13 protein-coding genes and 1 tRNA gene are annotated in these 17634 nt (G+C 62.0%); 7 read left to right on the plus strand and 7 right to left on the minus strand.

Annotated elements, in window-relative coordinates; all coding sequences use genetic code 11:
• Positions 1-53: 53 nt before the first annotated feature.
• The 3 genes from glgB to HRQ64_RS13750 all read right to left on the minus strand — a co-directional run bounded on the left by glgB (position 54) and on the right by HRQ64_RS13750 (position 6741).
• On the minus strand, positions 54-2249 hold the full coding sequence (gene glgB / locus HRQ64_RS13740; RefSeq protein ID WP_349236713.1) for a 1,4-alpha-glucan branching protein GlgB: 2196 nt from the start codon (positions 2247-2249) through the stop codon (positions 54-56).
• Positions 2250-2336: 87 nt separating this feature from the next.
• Positions 2337-4814, minus strand: a complete 2478-nt coding sequence (locus HRQ64_RS13745; protein WP_127753610.1) for a glycogen/starch/alpha-glucan phosphorylase — start codon at positions 4812-4814, stop codon at positions 2337-2339.
• Positions 4815-4905: 91 nt separating this feature from the next.
• On the minus strand, positions 4906-6741 hold the full coding sequence (locus HRQ64_RS13750) for a monovalent cation:proton antiporter-2 (CPA2) family protein (RefSeq protein ID WP_172125070.1): 1836 nt from the start codon (positions 6739-6741) through the stop codon (positions 4906-4908).
• A 190-nt stretch (positions 6742-6931) separates the two neighbouring features.
• On the opposite strand from HRQ64_RS13750, the gene HRQ64_RS13755 reads away from it, so the two are divergent.
• The 3 genes from HRQ64_RS13755 (at position 6932) to HRQ64_RS13765 (ending at position 8346) form a co-directional block, all read left to right on the plus strand.
• Positions 6932-7873, plus strand: a complete 942-nt coding sequence (locus tag HRQ64_RS13755) for a nucleoside hydrolase (protein WP_172123691.1) — start codon at positions 6932-6934, stop codon at positions 7871-7873.
• 90 nt (positions 7874-7963) lie between these two features.
• Positions 7964-8170, plus strand: coding sequence for a hypothetical protein (locus HRQ64_RS13760; RefSeq protein ID WP_127753612.1), 207 nt, complete (start codon positions 7964-7966; stop codon positions 8168-8170).
• Between the two features lie 100 nt (positions 8171-8270).
• Positions 8271-8346: transfer RNA gene (locus tag HRQ64_RS13765), tRNA-Ile, on the plus strand.
• Positions 8347-8366: 20 nt separating this feature from the next.
• Here the strand turns inward: HRQ64_RS13765 and HRQ64_RS13770 are convergent.
• The 4 genes from HRQ64_RS13770 to HRQ64_RS13785 form a co-directional block, all read right to left on the minus strand.
• A complete protein-coding gene (locus tag HRQ64_RS13770) occupies positions 8367-9443 on the minus strand; it encodes an AI-2E family transporter (RefSeq protein ID WP_172123692.1) in 1077 nt (358 codons plus the stop codon).
• Between the two features lie 247 nt (positions 9444-9690).
• On the minus strand, positions 9691-10704 hold the full coding sequence (locus HRQ64_RS13775; RefSeq protein WP_172123693.1) for a bile acid:sodium symporter family protein: 1014 nt from the start codon (positions 10702-10704) through the stop codon (positions 9691-9693).
• A 61-nt stretch (positions 10705-10765) separates the two neighbouring features.
• Positions 10766-11155, minus strand: a complete 390-nt coding sequence (locus HRQ64_RS13780) for a nuclear transport factor 2 family protein (RefSeq protein ID WP_127753615.1) — start codon at positions 11153-11155, stop codon at positions 10766-10768.
• A 13-nt stretch (positions 11156-11168) separates the two neighbouring features.
• Positions 11169-11855 carry a GntR family transcriptional regulator gene (locus HRQ64_RS13785; RefSeq protein ID WP_172123694.1) on the minus strand — a complete coding sequence of 229 codons (687 nt, stop codon included), beginning with the start codon at positions 11853-11855 and terminating at the stop codon, positions 11169-11171.
• 215 nt (positions 11856-12070) lie between these two features.
• On the opposite strand from HRQ64_RS13785, the gene HRQ64_RS13790 reads away from it, so the two are divergent.
• From HRQ64_RS13790 to HRQ64_RS13805, 4 genes are read left to right on the plus strand one after another with little or no spacing between them, the layout of a single operon-like run.
• Entirely contained in the window at positions 12071-13903 is a 1833-nt protein-coding gene (locus tag HRQ64_RS13790) for a gamma-glutamyltransferase family protein (RefSeq protein WP_172123695.1), read from the plus strand.
• Positions 13904-13936: 33 nt separating this feature from the next.
• Positions 13937-15457 carry an ABC transporter substrate-binding protein gene (locus HRQ64_RS13795; protein ID WP_172123696.1) on the plus strand — a complete coding sequence of 507 codons (1521 nt, stop codon included), beginning with the start codon at positions 13937-13939 and terminating at the stop codon, positions 15455-15457.
• A gap of 20 nt (positions 15458-15477) precedes the next feature.
• Positions 15478-16518, plus strand: a complete 1041-nt coding sequence (locus tag HRQ64_RS13800; RefSeq protein WP_172123697.1) for an ABC transporter ATP-binding protein — start codon at positions 15478-15480, stop codon at positions 16516-16518.
• Positions 16515-17633: an oligopeptide/dipeptide ABC transporter ATP-binding protein gene (locus HRQ64_RS13805; protein ID WP_172123698.1), complete on the plus strand. Its 1119-nt coding sequence runs from the start codon at positions 16515-16517 to the stop codon at positions 17631-17633. The genes HRQ64_RS13800 and HRQ64_RS13805 overlap by 4 nt, the downstream gene beginning before the upstream one ends.
• Position 17634 lies beyond the last annotated feature (1 nt).

The raw sequence follows: 17634 nt of genomic DNA on the forward strand, positions 1-17634 counted from the left end.
TCCCTCCAATATCAGCCCGGTTTGACCCGGAGCGTTCTTCGGCCCCCGCCGGTTCACGCAGGTTCGAATTTCAAGAACAGTGTCGAAAGCGGCGGCAGATAGATCTCGGCTTCTGCCGGCCAATGCATGCCTTCGACGGGATAAGCGGTCACAGCACCCTGGTTGCCCGTGTTGCTGCCGGAATACCAACCCGCATCGGTATTGATGCGCTCGACCCACTTGCCGGCAATCGGCATCGGGATCTTGTAGTTGCTGCGCGGCACGGGGGTCATGTTGGAGACCACCAGCACCGGATCGGCACCCGGTGCCTTGCGCAGCCAGGCAAAGACGGAATTGGCGTGGTCGTTGCCAATGACCCACTCAAAGCCCTCCGGCTCGCAATCACGCTCGTGCAGGGCGGGAAGCTGGCGATAGGCAGCATTGAGGTCAGCAACGAGCCGCCGCAGTCCCTCATGCATGCCTGCTTCCAGCAGCCACCAATCCAGCGAATGGGCCTCGGTCCATTCTTCACGCTGGCCAAACTCCTGCCCCATGAACAAGAGCTTCTTGCCGGGATGGCCCCACATGAAGGCGTAATAAGCGCGCAGATTGGCAAATTTCTGCCAGTCATCGCCCGGCATTTTCTCGATCAGTGACTTCTTGCCATGCACCACCTCGTCATGGCTGAGCGGCAACACGAAGTTTTCCGTGAACGCGTAGACCGTGCCGAAGGTCATGTCGTTGTGGTGATAGCGACGGTGGATCGTTTCGCGGCTCATGTAACGCAGGGTGTCGTTCATGAACCCCATGTTCCACTTGAACCCGAAGCCCAGCCCGCCCGCATCAACGGGGCGGCTCACCCCGGGCCAGGACGTGGACTCTTCGGCGATCATGAATGTGCCCGGATGCAGCCGATAAGCTTCAGTGTTTACCCGCTGCAGGAACTCGACCGCTTCCAGGTTTTCGTTGCCGCCATGCTGGTTGGGCACCCACTCGCCGGGCTGGCGGGAGTAGTCGAGATAAAGCATCGAGGCGACGGCATCGACGCGCAAGCCGTCAAGGTGGAACTGCTCGAGCCAATACAGGGCATTGTTGACGAGGAAGGACACAACCTCGCGCCGGCCAAAATTGTAGATCGCCGTGTTCCAGTCGGGGTGGAAACCCTGGCGTGGATCGGCATGCTCATACAGTGCGGTGCCGTCGAAATGCGCCAGACCATGCGCATCGGTGGGGAAGTGCGCGGGCACCCAGTCGAGAATAACACCGATGCCGGCTTCATGAGCGGCATCAACAAAGCGGGCAAAGCCTGCGGGATCGCCGAACCTTGCCGTCGGCGCATAAAGCCCGGTGGGCTGGTAGCCCCAGCTCGGATCATAGGGATGCTCGGTGATCGGCATCAGCTCGATATGGGTATAGCCCATGTCGGCGGCATAGGGGACCAGCTGCTCGGCAAGCTGTTCATAGGACATGAAGCCGCCATCGGGCTTGCGGCGCCATGAGCCCAGATGCACCTCATAGATGGACATAGGCATGCGCCGCCAATCCTTGGAGCGGCGCTCTTCCATGTATTGGGCATCCGTCCACACGAAGGGCGATGGATCGGGGACCACGGAAGCGGTGCGCGGGCGCATTTCCGCCTGGCGGGCGTAAGGATCGGCCTTGAGCGGCTGGGTGACGCCGTCGGGACCGACGATCTCGTATTTGTAGAGCGTGCCCGTTCCGAGCACGGGGATGAAGACTTCCCAGACCCCGGTATCTAGCCGCTTGCGCATGGGATGGCGCCGGCCGTCCCATTCGTTGAACGAGCCAACGACGCTCACGCGCTGCGCATTGGGCGCCCAGACAGCAAAGTGAGTGCCATGGATGCCTTCGAATTCCATCTCATGCGCGCCAAGCTTGTCGTAAAGCCTGAGATGGCTGCCTTCGCCGATATAGTAGTCGTCGAGCGGGCCGAGTACGGGACCAAAGGAATAGGGATCATAGACATCCCACTCCCCGCCCGCATTGCTTGCCCGATAGCGGATCGGCTGGCGGGCAGCTAGCGGGACCGGGCCTTCGAAAAAACCAGCCGGATGGCTCTGCAACAGTTGGCCAAGGAACTCGCCGCCCAGCGTCCAAGCGCTCAGTTTCTCGGCGTGCGGCACGAATGCGCGCAGCACCATCTGTCCGTTACTCTCGTGCAAGCCCAGAAAGGCGAACGGGTCGGCATGACGCCCACCGACGATCGCTTCCACTTCCCGGGCATCTGCCTGCCAGTCCTGCCTGTCCACCCGCGCATCCTTTGTCCGATCACAGCCGGTCAAAGCCGGCTGGACCTCATTGTCTTATTGCATTCATCGGACGCGCTCCGCTGCAACCTAGGTTGCAGCGACGGGCACGCCCCAGATTTCTTCGGCATATTGCTTAATCGTGCGATCCGAAGAGAAAAAGCCTACGCGCGCCGTGTTGCGAATGCCCATGGCATTCCAGCGCGCCTTATCGAGCCACAAGCCATCCACCCGGGCTTGGGCCGCCACATAGGAGTCGAAATCTCGCGCGACCATGAACCAGTCGCGGTCATAAAGCCCGCCGATCAGATCGCCATAGCGATGCGGATCGTCGGGCGAAAACACGCCCGACGCGATCGCTTCGAGGGCTTCCTTGAGAGCTGGCGAACTATCGATGGCCTGGATGGGCGCCTCGTGCCGCGCTCGCTTGTCGTTGACCTCTTCAGTGGACAAGCCAAAGATGACGATGTTTTCCGCGCCAACTTCCTTGTGCATCTCCACATTGGCGCCATCCATGGTGCCAATGGTGATGGCGCCATTGGCCATGAACTTCATGTTGCCGGTGCCCGATGCCTCCATCCCCGCTGTCGAGATCTGCTCAGACAAATCGGCTGCTGGCATGATCACCTCGGCGAGGCTGACATTATAGTTGGGCAGGAAGACCACCTTGAGAAGACCGCGCACCGCCGGGTCATTGTTGATGACCTTGGCGACGTCGTTGATGAGTTTGATGATGAGCTTGGCGTTCCAGTACCCTGGCGCTGCCTTGCCCGCGAAGATCTTAACGCGGGGCACCCATTCGCGTTCCGGGTGAGCGCGAATTTCCTGATAAGCGGCAACGGCTTGGATGATGTTGAGCAACTGTCGCTTGTACTCGTGGATGCGCTTTACCTGGACGTCGAACACGGCATCCGGTGAGACTACGATGTTCATGCGATCCTTGATCAGGCGGGTCAGCCGATCCTTGTTCCCGCGCTTGACTGCGGCAAACTTATTCTGAAAGCCCCTATCCTCGGCGTGATCAGCGAGCGCCTGGAGCGCATTCACATCATCCAGAAATGCGGGCCCAATGGTTTCGGTGATGAGCTTGGTGAGTTCGGGATTACACTGCATCAGCCAGCGACGCGGCGTAATGCCATTGGTCTTGTTGGTGATCCGGTCGGGATAAAGCTTGTGCAGATCGGAAAACACCGTCTGCTTCATGAGCTCGGTGTGGAGCGCCGACACACCATTGGTGGCGTGCGAGCCGACGAAAGCCAACTGGCCCATGCGCACCCGCCGACCGCTATTCTCATCGATCAACGACAGATTGGCCACCTGCGCATCGCTGAACTCGGCGCTGCGCCGCGCTTCGCCCAGAACTTGGCTGTTGATCTGGTAGATGATCTGCATGTGCCGCGGCAGCATGCGCTCGAGCAAGGCCACCGGCCAGCTTTCCAGCGCTTCGGGCAGCAGGGTGTGGTTGGTGTAGCTGAAGGTTGCCTTGCAGATCGGCCAGGCGACGGACCATTCCAGACCATGCAAATCCACGAGGATCCGCATCATTTCGGCAATCGAGATGGCCGGGTGCGTGTCGTTGAGCTGGATGGCAACCTTGTCCGGCAGGGAATGCAGATCGCCATATTGCTGCAAGTGCCGGCGCACGATGTCCTGCAGGGAAGCCGAGGAGAAGAAGAACTCCTGGCGCAGTCGCAACTCCTGCCCGGCGGCGGTCGAGTCAGCGGGGTAGAGCACCCGGGTGATTGCCTCGGCCCGTGAGCTTTCCTCGAGCGCCCCAAGATGATCGCCCGAATTGAACTTGTCGAGGAGGATCGGATCGATCGGCTGGGCGCTCCAAAGGCGCAGCGTATTCACCCGCGCTCCGCGCCAGCCGACAATGGGTGTGTCGAAGGCGACGGCAAGGAAATGATCGTTGGGGCGCCATTCCTGGCGCACCGTGCCATCGGGTCCTTCAACCGGCTCAACGATGCCGCCGAAGCCAATTTCATAGGAGCTTTCGCGCCGCTCGAATTCCCAGGGATTGCCGTGGGCGAGCCATTCTTCGGGTAGTTCCACCTGCCAGCCTTCGCTCATTTCCTGGCGGAACAGCCCGTGCACATAGCGGATGCCATAGCCATAGGCAGGGATCTTGAGCGAGGACATCGACTCAAGAAAACACGCGGCAAGCCGGCCCAGGCCGCCATTGCCGAGCGCGGCATCAGGCTCCAGATCGATGAGGTCGCCCAAATCGACATTGAGGTTCTTGAGGGCTTCTCGCACCGGCTCAAGCAGGCCCACATTGCTCATGGCGTCGCGCATCAGGCGGCCGATCAGGAACTCGAGGCTGAGATAATAGACGCGCTTGTGGGAGGTGCGCCAGGTTTCGCGCGAGGACTCCATCCAGCGGTCCATCACCCGATCGCGCACCGCCAGAATTGTCGCCGCCAGCCAGTCATGAGGCCGCGCGACAATGGGGTCCTTGCCGACCGAATAGATCAGCCGTTCAAGGATCTCGGCTTCCAATGCCTCCACTGTAGTGGCACGAGGCTGGGGGGTGGGAGCGTCGTAGACGATTGGCTTCTGGGGCATATCGCGATCCGGAATACGTGACGAACAGGTCCCTCTTAGACTTTAGTCTGGCATTTAACCAGTGTTGGTTAAAGCCCTCACTTTGGCGGCACTAACGGGCTCCTCCCACCGAAGACGCTTCTTTAGCGTCTTCGTCGATGTCCTCCTCACGCACGGCAACACCGCTTTCACGCGCCTGATCGACCGCATTGCTGAGCAGCAAGTGGCGCCCTGCCATTTGCGCGCCGCCCACCATCTGCAACTCGAACCGCTGGCTGTCGCGCTCGCGAACGCCCGCCACGACCTGGTCGGCTTCTTCCTGGCTGGCGCCAAGCAGCGTGATCGCCTTGCCGCCAAGGATCAACGAGGACTCGAACAGTTCGCGCTGTTGATACTCGACCCCTGCTTTGACCAGTTCAATGGCGTGCCCGCGGTCGAATGCACGGGCCATGACCTTGGCAAGGGGAAACTCGTCACGCACCAATTCGGCGATGCGCGTTGCACTGGCCTTGTCATTGACGCAAATCAGGATGATCTCGGCATTGTCAGCCCCTGCGGCATGCAGGATATCGAGCCGCGTTCCATCCCCGTAATAGACCTTGAAGCCGATCTGCGAGGCAGCCCGGATCATGTCGGTATCATTGTCGATGATCGAGACGGAATGATGCATCGCCAGCAGCGGCTGGCTGGCGATCTGGCCAAAGCGCCCGAAGCCGATGATGAGCACCCTGCCCCTTAGATTGCTGGCCCTATCCACCCCGTCCATGGACTGGGCGGTCTTTGGCGTCACAAAACGCAGGCCCGCGATCGCAAAGGGGGTCAGGACCATCGAGATCACGACTGTGGCGGTGAAGATGGAATTGGTGGGTGCGTCGATGATGCCGGCGACTGTCGCAGTCGTGTACAACACAAAGGCAAATTCGCCGCCCTGTGACATGAGCACGGCGCGCTCCAGCGCTTCGCCATGGGAGGACCGCAACAGGCGGGCAATCGCATAGATGCCAAGACCCTTGACCAGCATGTAGCAGGCAACACTGAGCGCAATGATTGCCCAGTTGTCGGCGACAATGCGCAGGTCCAGCGACATCCCGACGGCAAGGAAGAACAGCCCGAGCAGGATGCCGCGGAACGGCTCCACATCCGCTTCCAGCTGATGCCGGAAGGTCGAGGTCGAGAGCAGCACGCCAGCCAGGAAGGCTCCCATGGCCATGGAAAGCCCGCTCAGCTGAAACAACAAGGCCGCGCCCAGGACCACCAGCAATGCAGCGGCAGTCATGACCTCACGCTGCTTGGTGGAGGCGAGCGCCGCAAAGAGCGGGTTCATGATGCGGCGCCCGAGAAAGATCAGCAGCAGCACGGCGCCAAGCGCGATGGCAATGCTCACCAGGCGGGTACCGAAGCTGTCCGATCCGCCGGAATGGCCGAGCAGCGCCACGATGGCCAGGAGCGGCACGATGGCAAGGTCTTCGAGCAGCAGAACGGAGACCATTTTCTGGCCGCTATCGGTGGCAAGTTCGCCGCGCTCGCCGAGAATTTGCATGACGATGGCCGTCGAGGTCAAAACGAAGCCCATGCCGGCGACAAAGGCCACCGCTGGCGCAAAGCCGAGGAGAATGCCCACCCCCGTCAGCAGCGCGCCGCAGACCAGTACCTGGACGACCCCCAGGCCAAAGATCTGCTTGCGCAGTGCCCACAACCGCGTCGGCTCCATTTCGAGGCCGATGATGAACAGAAAGAGGACGACCCCGAGCTCGGCGGCCGAAAGCACGGCTTCGGGCTCATGGATCACGCCCAGCACGGACGGGCCAAGCAACAACCCAGCGGCGAGATAGCCCAGCACTGAGCCGAGCCCGATGCGTTTGAACAATGGTACGGCAAACACACCTGCCGCCAGCAGCACCACGATGGGTATCAGGTCCACCCCGTGACCTGCCGCTTCCGTTACCACGTGTTCCACACTCGATTCCTTGTCATTGATGAACTCGGACTGTTCGGCAGCCAAGCGACATCCGTCAAGCACATGAGGGCATGGCAGCTATTCGGCTATCGCGCCGGGTGCCGGCCGATGTAAGGTTTGGCGCGCCAGGCCCTTGGCGCCACACATGTATTCTTCGATCCAACAAAATTCAGGTTCTTCCATGACCCGCAAGATCATCATCGACACCGATCCCGGCCAGGATGATGCTGTCGCCATGCTGCTGGCGCTGGCATCACCTGAGGAACTTGAGGTTGTGGGGGTGGTCGCTGTTGCAGGCAATGTCGGGGTTGCGCAAAACGCCCGCAACGCACTCAAGGTGGTCGAGCTTTCCGGCCGCAAGGACATTCCCGTGTTCGCCGGCTGCGGCCGCCCCATCCGGCGCCCGCTGATCACGGCCGAGCATGTGCATGGCGAAACCGGCCTCGATGGCCCCCACCTGCCGGCCCCCAAGCTCCTGCTCGAGCGGATGCATGGGGTGGACTTCATCGTAAATACCCTGCTCGCTTCCGAGCCGGGCACGGTAACCCTCTGTGCGCTGGGGCCTCTCACCAATATCGCGATGGCGCTCATCAAGGAGCCGCGGATCGCCGAGCGCATTGCCGAAATCGTGTTGATGGGCGGCGCTTACTTCGAAGTCGGCAACATCACGCCAGCGGCCGAATTCAACATCTATGTTGATCCCGAAGCCGCGGATGTTGTGCTGCGTTGTGGGGCGCCAATCACCATGATGCCGCTCGACGTTACGCATGGCGTACAGTCCACACCGGAGCGGCTCGCCGCCATCCGTGCCCTGGGCAATCGCGCCGGCGCGGCGGTGTACGAGATGCTGAGCTTTTCCCAGGATTTCGATTTGCAGAAATACGGCTGGTCAGGCGCGCCGCTGCATGATCCCACGGTGATCGCCTATCTGCTCAAGCCTACTCTGTTCACCGGCCGTCACTGCCATGTTGCGGTTGAAACGGGGAGCGAGCTGACGCGCGGCATGAGCGTGGCCGATTATTGGCATGTCACCGGCAAGCCAGCCAATGTGCAGTTCATGCGCCACGCCGATGCCGATGGCTTCTATGCCTTGCTGGCCGAACGGCTGGCCCGACTACCCTGATCCTTGCCGGTCATGCAGAATTGAGCGGACTCCTGCGCGCTTCTTGCGCATCGCGCTTGCCTTGCCAACGGCTAATGCCTAGCTGGCATCATGCAGTTTGAAGTGACCCATGCCCGCTATTCGGCCGAGCACCGGCGGCTGCATTTCACCGCGTCGGGCATCCGCAACGGCGTGAGTTTCACCGTTGTCAGCGATGTGCTTTGCCTGCGTGATCCCTCCACCCCCGAGAACGTGCATCTGGCGGCGCTGCTCAAGCTCACCGAACTGTTCAGCCGCCCCAGTGCCTCGGGGCGCTGAGCCCCAGCTCCAGCACCCAACGTCAGACCCTGACGGAAGTGTCACTTCCTTGGCAGTTGACCCTTTCGGCCCTCCCGACACTTTGCTACACACCCAGCCGGGGCCTATAGCTCAATGGTTAGAGCCGACCGCTCATAACGGTCTGGTTCCAGGTTCGAGTCCTGGTGGGCCCACCATTCTATTCAAGTGCTTAGAGTTAGGCCCTTCGGGTCGGTCTGGCTCGGATACGGTCGGACCTTGCGCTTTCGCGCGGCTCCCCCAACACATCGATGATATAGAGTTCGCGCAGGGCTACTAGCAGCACCACCGTCAGCGGCACGCCCAGGACAATTCCCAGTGGTCCGAACAGCAGTGCCAAGCCCACCACCGAAAATAGCGCGACGACTGGCGGCACCTCCACCGTCCGTTTCTGGAGGAGCGGCATGAGGATATTGCCCTCGCTTTGCTGGATGAGGACGTAAACCCCTAAGACCCACCAGAAGGTGTTGACGCCCTGAGCAATGGCGGCCAACCCAAGTGGAACATAGGCGACGATGGCGCCGACATAAGGCACGAACTCCAGCAGACCTGCAATCAGCCCCAGGGCCAGCGCGGAGGGAACTCCGAACATGGCGAGAACCGCAGCGGTTGCACCGCCGATAATCACCATGGCAATCACCTGCCCCGCCAGCCAATGTTGCAGTGACCGTGCCGCCAGATTGAGCGTTTGGCGCAGCCGCTCGCGTCGGGACCGGGGCACCAGCAAGAGGGCCCCTTCCCGATGACCCTGTGGATCAAGTGCCAGAAAGACGCCGCCGGCCACGACAAGGATGCTGGATGATACCGTGCTGAACACACTCGGCACATAGCCCAGAGCGTCCTGGAGCCAACTGGTGTAGTCAGCATGGGCGACCCATTGCTGCACATCCAGGCCAAATCGGGTTTTCAGTTCAGATGCCACCAAGGGAACTGCGTCATGCAGGGTCGAGACTTGCTCGACCACCTGAGCGCCCATCAGCCAGACCAGGCCGACAACGAGGGCGACAATGATCAGGCAAGCGACTGCCACCGACCCTTTGAGACGGAGCGGCAGGATTTTGCGCACCAGTTCGGCCACGCTCCAGATGATCACTGCCAACAGGATCGCCGCGAAAAACAGCAGCAAGATCTGGCGCAGGAACCATGCGATGAGCATCAGGCCAACAACCGCGCCGATCACCAGAGCATAGAGCGCGACCTGGGCTGGACCGGTCTGGATCGGCGCGGGAGTGGGGGTGGTTTGCTGGTCGCTCATGGCTGAACCCTGCAAACGAAAGTCAAACGCTGCGACGAGCGGTTTGTATCCGGGCGGGAAAGCAGCGCTTTTTAGCGGTCCTGGAAAGCGACACCTGCAGGCGAAGCGCAGTTGGCCCACTATTGGCCGAACCGAACGTCAGCTGATTCCAAGCGCATGGTCATTGCTGATCAAGACCGGAGATCAACAATGACCGCCTCCAGGCCGCGAGCGGCGAAAGCCGCCAGCACGCCGCCTTTGAAGCCTGCTAAGCCGCCGAGGCCTTTGGCTCGACTCGGGCCACCATCGCCTTGCGGCCATTGGCGATGCGTTGGGCGATAACGGCGCAGACCAGAAGCTGGATCTGGTGGAAGATCATCACGGGAAGGATGATCAGGCTCACGGCTTGCCCGGCAAACAGGATATTGGCCATGGGCAACCCGCTCGCGAGGCTTTTCTTGGAGCCGCAGAACAGCAGCACCAAGCGGTCCTCCTGTGACAAGCCGCAGGCCTTCCCGACATAGACTGTGCCGATCATCACCACGGCAAGAAGAAGGGAGCTGATCAGCATGAGAATGAGGATCGCCACCCAATCCACCTGACTCCAGATGCCGGCCACCATGCCCGCGCTGAAGGCGGAATAAACGATCAACAGGATCGAGCCACGATCAACGATCGAAGTCAGCAGCTTATGCTTTTGCACCCAAGGTCCAATCAGCGGACGGGCCATTTGCCCAAGAAAGAAGGGCAGCAGAATCTGCACGCCGATGCTCAGCATGGCGCTGGCATCAACCCCATGCCCGCCGGTGTGCAGGAGTAGCGCTGTGAGCGCCGGGGTGATGAAGACACCCAACAGGTTCGACACCGATGCCGCGCAGACTGCAGCGGGCACATTGCCACCGGCGATGGACGTAAAGGCGATGGAAGACTGCACCGTTGACGGCAGGAGGCTGAGATAAAGCAGCCCCATTACGATTTCCGGCTGCAGCACCGAGCCCAGCGCGGTCGACGCAAGAAGGCCCAGCAACGGGAAAGCGATGAAGGTGAACGCAAACACCAGCAGCTGCAGCCGCCAATTGGAGATGCCCGCCACAATGGCCGAGGTATTGAGCTTGGCACCATACAAAAAGAACAGCAGCATTACGGCGAAATAGGAGGCCTTCGAAACCACCTCCGCCCCAAAACCACGCGCCGGCAACAGCGTCGCGAGGACCACCATGCCGATCAGCAGCACCATGTAAATATCAATGCCGAGGCTTTTGAGTCGCGTGGAAAATGCCATTGAAGTCGCCGAATTGGTTGGGCCGCAGAAGCGCGCCGGAAGGAATGAGAAGAAAGAGAGGTTAGTCTGGCTCGAAGCTCGAAACGTGATTCAGCGCGATCACCCACCGCCCGTTCCGCTTACGCATCAGCCTTGTATTAATGCCCTGCTGTGCCTCGCGCGGCCGCGACAGGCGGTAGGAACTGATGAGTTGGGCCGCATCGGGTGCAAGCATCTCGATGCGAATATTGGAGAACTCAAGCTCGCCACGCATCTCGGGGGCCGCGCCATAATCGCGGATATAATGGTCGAGCGTTGCCTGCCAGTCGCGCTGCATGCGCCCGCGGGAGACGAAGACCACGTCAGGGTTGGCGAAGCCAGCCATGTAGCCGTGGAAATCACCGTGATTCCAAGCAGCTTGCATGTCGGCAATTACGGTGCGGATGGCGGCTTCGTCTTTGGAATGGGACATTGTGGGGTCTTGTTCAAGCGGGTGAAAGGGTGGAATGGCTGGCGCCGCTGTCCTGGACCTGCCGGCGGATCAGCACTTCCTGGGCCGCCGAAACAAGATGGCGCCGCAGGGCGGTTTCGGCCGCACGCGCGTCCTGATCGAGGATCGCATCGACAATCTGCTGATGCTCGATGCAGGACCGCTTGAGCCGGCCGGTATCCTTGAGCTGATACTTGCGGAACGGAGCAAGTTTGACGCGCAGGGCCTGGGCTATCCCAGCCAGATCGCTGTTGTGACTGCCCTGGAATAACAGCTCGTGGAACGCGGCGTTGGCGGTGTCGTAGCCGCCGTGATCGCCCGCTTCAGCCAGGGCATTCATCTGCTGATGCAGGCGCTCGAGTTCGGCCCGCTCGCTCATGGTCATTCGCTGCGACGACAGCCGGCCGCAGGTCGCCTCCATCTCAGCCATGGCCTCGAACATCTGGTCGATGCGCTCGGCCGAAATCTGCACCACCAGCACGCCCTTGTAGGGCACGCGTTCAGCCAGCGACCTGCCGCACAAAATGTGGAGCGCTTCGCGGACCGGAGTTCGTGAAATGCCGAATCGCTCGGCGATCGAAGTCTCATCGAGGCGGGATCCCGCCGGGATGATTCCGGCGATGATTTCCTCCTCCAACTCCTCGGCCACCACATGGCTGTGGACTTTGCGCGTCTCCAGCATCGTGCTCCTTCCTCGCGGACCCTCTTGGCGCCGCGGCATTCTTGCATCGGTGAATTATGCAACAGCCTTGCAATGTGCGCAAACAATATACACTATGCCGCCTTATCCCCCCGCTGTGTTGGGGCTGCACAGCTGTATCGTATACAATACTCACAGCTGATACGAGTTTTGTCCACAGCGCCTCAAGGGCGTATCCGAGAAGCTGAAGGGAAAAGATGAGCTTTACAACACGTCCGGAACTGCGCGGTACGTTCGGGGGGGTGTCCACCACCCACTGGCTCGCATCGGCTACGGGGATGGCGATTCTCGAAAAAGGTCACACAGCCTTTGACGCCGCTGTCGCGGCGGGCTTTGTGCTGCAGATCGTGGAGCCGCATCTGAACGGCCCCGCGGGCGAAGTTCCAATTCTGGTAACGCCCGCCGGCGCCTCCGAGCCGATCGTGATTTCCGGGCAAGGCCCCTCTCCCGCCAAGGCAACGCTGGACTATTTTCGCGAACTTGGCCTGACCGTTGTTCCGGGCACTGGCATGCTGCCGGCCTGCGTGCCGGGGGCATTCGGCGCCTGGCTGACTCTGTTGCGTGATTTCGGCACGGCCGAACTCGAAGATGTGCTGGCGCCGGCCATTTACTACGCGGCCAACGGCCATCCCCTGGTGCCACGCATCGCCAACACCATCGCGTCCATGCGCGAGCTGTTCACCACCCATTGGCCAAGCTCGGCCGAACTATACCTGCCCAACGGCGCGGCACCCGAAGCAGGCAAGCTGTTTCGCAACCCGCAGGTCGCGGCGCTTTACACCCGCATTCTGGATGACGCCCAAAAGGCGCCAACGCGCGAAGCCCGCATCAATGCGGCGCTGGACTTCTGGTACAAGGGACCCGTGGCCGAACAGATCGACCGGTTTTGCGCGACAGAGGAAGTGTGGGACGTTTCGGGCAAAGCCCACAAAGGCCTGCTGACCGCCGAGGACATGGCCAACTGGCAGCCTCAGATCGAAAAGCCCGTTTCGGTCAGCTACCACGGCTACGACGTTTACAAATGCGGGGCCTGGTCGCAGGGGCCGGTGCTGCTCCAGATGCTGCAGTTGCTCAAGGGCACGGGCATCGACAAGGTCGACACCCTCGGCCCGGACTTCGTGCACTTGGTGGTGGAAAGCGCCAAGCTCGCCATGGCCGACCGCGAAGCCTGGTATGGCGACAGCCCCGATGTGCCGCTGACCGCGCTGCTCTCCGATGCCTATGCCGATGAGCGCCGCCAGCTGATCGGCGACACGGCCTCAATGGAGGTTCGTCCGGGCTCCCCCGAGGGGCGCAATTCCGCCCTGCCGCCGTTGCGCCCTGTGGGCACGATCCCCCAGCCGGGCATCGGCGGCGGCGAGCCGACCGTTGCGCGCGATGTGCTTCTGCCCACCGATAAGCAGGGCGAACCCGCCCTCACCCGCGATGGCGCCCAGCGCGGCGACACCGTGCAGGTGAGCGCGGTGGATCGCTGGGGCAACATGGTTTCCGCCACGCCGTCGGGCGGCTGGTTGCAGTCGAGCCCGGTTATTCCAGGTCTCGGCTTTGGCCTCACGACGCGCGGACAGATGTTCTGGCTCGATGAGGGTCTCAATTCCAGCATGGCGCCGGGTGTGCGGCCGCGCACGACGCTGACGCCCTCGATGGTGTTCCGTGATGGCCTCCCGTATCTCGCATTCGGCACCCCGGGTGGGGACCAGCAGGATCAGTGGCAGCTCATCATGCTGCTGCGCCACATTCATGGTGGCATGAACCTGCAGGAAGCCATCGACGCGCCCAGCTTCCATACCGACCATCTGCCCAGCTCCTTCTGGCCGCGCGAGATCAGCCTTGGCGCCGTGACCCTCGAGTCGCGCTATTCGGCCGAGACGCAGGCGGAACTGGAACGGCGCGGTCACAAGATCACCTTGGGCGACGCCTGGTCCGAAGGCCGGCTCAGCGCCGTGGCCCGGGAGATGGACGGGACGACGCAACTTATCAAGGCGGCAGCCAATCCGAGGGGAATGCAGGGCTACGCCATCGCCCGCTAGCCGCCAATTGCAACCAGTGGAGAGAAGACACCAATGACACTAAAGCCCTTACACATCGCCCTGATGGCGAGCCTTGCCCTGACCGGCATCGCTGCCGCGCCGGCCCAGGCGCAGTCGGTACTCAATATCGGCCTGCAGGATGATCCTGACACCCTTGATCCGGCAACCAACTGGAGCTTTGTGGGCCGCCACGTGCTGCAGTCGCTGTGCGACAAGATCGTCGACATCGACGCACAAGGCCAGATCGCACCCATGCTGGCCACCAGCTGGGAATGGAACGCGGATAGCACCGCGCTGACCCTGACCATCCGCGAAGACGCCACCTTCCACGATGGCGAGAAGGTCGATGCCGAAGCGATCAAGTACAATCTCGATCGCGCACTGACCATGGAAGCCTCGCGCCGCAAGTCCGAGATCAGCAGCATCGCCAACATCGAGGTGCTCGGCCCCTTTCAGCTCCAGATCAATCTGAGCGAGCCTTCGGTGCCGCTGCTGGCCGCACTCACCGATCGCGCCGGCATGATCATCAGCCCCAAGGCCGGCGAAGAGCTGGGTGAGAACTTCACCAACAGCCCCGTCTGCTCGGGCCCCTACAAGTTCGTCGAACACATCGCCCAGGACCGCATCGTCCTCGAAAAGTTCGCCGAATACCACGACGCCGACAACTACCACTTCGATCGCCTGGTTTATCGTGGCATGCCCGATGGCAATGTGCGCCTGCTCAACCTGCGCTCGGGCCAGATGGACCTGATCGAGCGCCTTGCCGCGACCGACGTTCCGGCGGTTCAGGGCGAAAGCAACCTCGCGGTCGCTCCCGTCGTGGGTCTGGGCTACTACGGCGTGACCTTCAACATCGACGGCTCGGGCGCCGACCTCGACGCCGGCAAGCAGGCCGCTGTGCGCGAAGCCTTCAGCCTCGCCATTGACCGCGACGCTATCAATCAGGTGGTGTTTGAAGGTCAGTTCACCACGGGCAACCAGCCATTCCCGCCCAGCAGCCCCTATTACGACCAGAACTATCCCATTCCCGCTCGCGACCTTGACGCTGCCCGCGCCAAGATGGCCGAAGCCGGCGTGAGCTCGGTTGACGTGGAACTGCTGGTGCCCACCGACGCGGAGCGTCAGCAGGTCGCCCAGATCATCCAGGCCATGGTTGGCGAAGTCGGCATCAATGTCGAAATCAAGCCGACCGAGCTGATGACCTTGCTCGACATTGCCCGCGAAGGCGCGTTCGAGGCTCACCTCGTCGGCTGGAGCGGTCGCGTCGATCCGGACCTCAACATCACGCCCATGCTCGCGTGCGGTGCGGCCGGCAATGATGCGCACTACTGCAACGAGGAACTGGACGCGATCATGACCGAAGCGCGCGCCGTCGGGGACACCGAAACGCGCAAAGCCAAATACGCCCAGGCTATCGAGATCCTGCTGCGCGATCTGCCGATCGTTTATCTCTACCACTCGCAGTGGATCTTCGCCCACAACGCCAATCTGTCCGGCTTCCAGCCCTTCCCCGACGGCATCATCCGTCTAGGTGGCGTGACCCGCCAGGACTAAGCACAGGCATTACCGCTGCAATGAGCACGCCCACTCCGCTTCGCACCCTGTCAGCCCGCCCAGAAGAACGGGCTGACCTTGCCGCCAACCCGGTTCTCGAGGTCAACGATCTGCGCGTCGTTTTCGCCGGCGAAGATCGCACCGTAACCGCGGTTGATGGCGTGAGCTTTGCCGTCCGTAAGGGCCGCACGCTCGCCATCGTGGGTGAGTCAGGCAGCGGCAAGAGCGTGACCTCGCTAGCGGTAATGCGCCTCCTGCCCCAAGACAGCGCCCGCATCTCGGGCGCTGTCAATTTCGCCGGCCGCGAACTCCTGGGCGAACCGCACGGGACCATTCGCGACCTGCGCGGCAATCGCATCGCCATGATCTTCCAGGAGCCGATGACCTCGCTGAACCCCTCCTATACGATTGGGGACCAGATCAGCGAAGCCATCCTACGCCACCGTAAAGTATCCAAACAGGCGGCTGCGGAACGCACGATTGAGATGCTGCGCCTTGTGCGCATCCCCTCGCCCGAAACCCGCTACCACCAATATCCGCATAATCTGTCGGGCGGCATGCGCCAGCGCGTGATGATCGCCATGGCCCTCGCCTGCGATCCCGAACTGCTGATTGCCGACGAACCCACCACGGCGCTAGACGTCACCATCCAGGCGCAGGTGCTCGAACTGATGGGCGAGCTGCAGGAGAAAACCGGCACCGCCATCATCCTCATCACCCATGATCTGGGCGTTGTGGCTGAAGCCTGCGACGACGTGATCGTCATGTATGCCGGCCAGGTGGTTGAGCAATGCTCGGTTGAGCAGCTCTTCGCCTTTCCCGAACACCCCTATACCGTTGGCCTGCTCGGCTCCCTGCCCCGGCTTGATGGCAAGCGCGAGCGCCTGACGGCGATCAGCGGGACCGTGCCCGACATGGCCAATCCGCCGAGCGGCTGCCGCTTCCGCGCCCGCTGCCCCTTCAGCATCGACAAATGCGCCGAGATGCCAGACCTGCTGGAAGTCTCGCCGGGCCATTTCAGCCGCTGCTGGCGCACTCCGCTGGAGAACCTCGTCCCATGACCGCCTCCACCCTATCAGCCCAGACTGCGCCGGCCGTTCACCCGATTGTCGAAATCCGCGGCATCGAAAAGCAGTTCGTCGCCAAGCGCAGCTTCCTGGGTCGCCCGCTGGCCAGCGTCAAAGCCGTTGACGACGTGTCGTTGGCGCTGATGCCGGGCGAAATCCTCGCCATTGTCGGCGAATCCGGTTGCGGCAAATCCACGGTCGGGCGCCTGCTGATGCGCCTGATCGAGCCGACCGCCGGGCAGGTCTGGATCGACGGGGAAGATGTCACCAAGCTCGGCCACGCCGCCATGCGCCGCCGCCGGCACAAGGTGCAGCTGATCTTCCAGGATCCCTATGCCTCGCTCAATCCGCGCATGACCATCGGCCAGACCATTGCCGAACCGCTGATGCTGCACAATGTGGTGCCCGCCAATCAGCGCCGCCAGCGCGTCGCCGAACTGCTGAAAATGGTTGGCCTGCGGCCCGAACAGGCCAACCGTTATCCGCATGAATTCTCCGGCGGCCAGCGCCAGCGCGTCGTGATTGCCCGCGCCCTCGCCTCCGAGCCGCGCGCCATCATCTGCGATGAAGCCGTCTCAGCTCTCGACGTCTCCATCCAGGCCCAAATCCTCAATTTGCTCAAGGATCTGCAGAAGCGACTTGGACTGGCGCTGGTGTTCATTTCCCACGATCTGGGCGTGGTCAAGCACATCGCCGACCGCGTTGCCGTCATGTATCTGGGAAAGCTCGTGGAAATCGGCACCGCCGACATGATCTTTGGCGCCCCGCGCCATCCCTATACCCGCGCGCTGCTGGCCGCGATCCCCGTCGCCGCGCCCACCAAGCGCGAATCGAGTGCCGCGACCCTGCAGGGCGATCTGCCCAGCCCGCTGGCGCCCCCGCAGGGCTGTCGCCTCCACACCCGCTGCCCCCATGCCCGCCCCGCTTGCAAGGAGGTGGATATGCGGCTTGATGTTGAACCCAACGGCCACGCCAATGCCTGCGCCTTCTGGCGCGAATTGCCCGAGCCTGGCCCGGTGACCCGGACTGACGCCAGCCGCAATCCCAAGCTCGAGCAGCTCTTTGCCGCCTTCGAGACGGCCCCGCTTGCCGCAGCCGGGAGGAACTAGA

The organism is Devosia sp. 919 (genome assembly GCF_013185965.1).
In the GTDB taxonomy this organism is placed as follows: domain Bacteria; phylum Pseudomonadota; class Alphaproteobacteria; order Rhizobiales; family Devosiaceae; genus Devosia.

Coding starts and splice junctions, on each gene's coding strand:
- HRQ64_RS13745 (WP_127753610.1), bottom strand. CDS start 4,814: ATGCCCCAGAAGCCAATCGTCTACGACGCTCCCACCCCCCAGCCTCGT.
- HRQ64_RS13755 (WP_172123691.1), top strand. CDS start 6,932: ATGACCCGCAAGATCATCATCGACACCGATCCCGGCCAGGATGATGCT.
- HRQ64_RS13760 (WP_127753612.1), top strand. CDS start 7,964: ATGCAGTTTGAAGTGACCCATGCCCGCTATTCGGCCGAGCACCGGCGG.
- HRQ64_RS13770 (WP_172123692.1), bottom strand. CDS start 9,443: ATGAGCGACCAGCAAACCACCCCCACTCCCGCGCCGATCCAGACCGGT.
- HRQ64_RS13775 (WP_172123693.1), bottom strand. CDS start 10,704: ATGGCATTTTCCACGCGACTCAAAAGCCTCGGCATTGATATTTACATG.
- HRQ64_RS13780 (WP_127753615.1), bottom strand. CDS start 11,155: ATGTCCCATTCCAAAGACGAAGCCGCCATCCGCACCGTAATTGCCGAC.
- HRQ64_RS13785 (WP_172123694.1), bottom strand. CDS start 11,855: ATGCTGGAGACGCGCAAAGTCCACAGCCATGTGGTGGCCGAGGAGTTG.
- HRQ64_RS13790 (WP_172123695.1), top strand. CDS start 12,071: ATGAGCTTTACAACACGTCCGGAACTGCGCGGTACGTTCGGGGGGGTG.
- HRQ64_RS13795 (WP_172123696.1), top strand. CDS start 13,937: ATGACACTAAAGCCCTTACACATCGCCCTGATGGCGAGCCTTGCCCTG.
- HRQ64_RS13800 (WP_172123697.1), top strand. CDS start 15,478: ATGAGCACGCCCACTCCGCTTCGCACCCTGTCAGCCCGCCCAGAAGAA.
- HRQ64_RS13805 (WP_172123698.1), top strand. CDS start 16,515: ATGACCGCCTCCACCCTATCAGCCCAGACTGCGCCGGCCGTTCACCCG.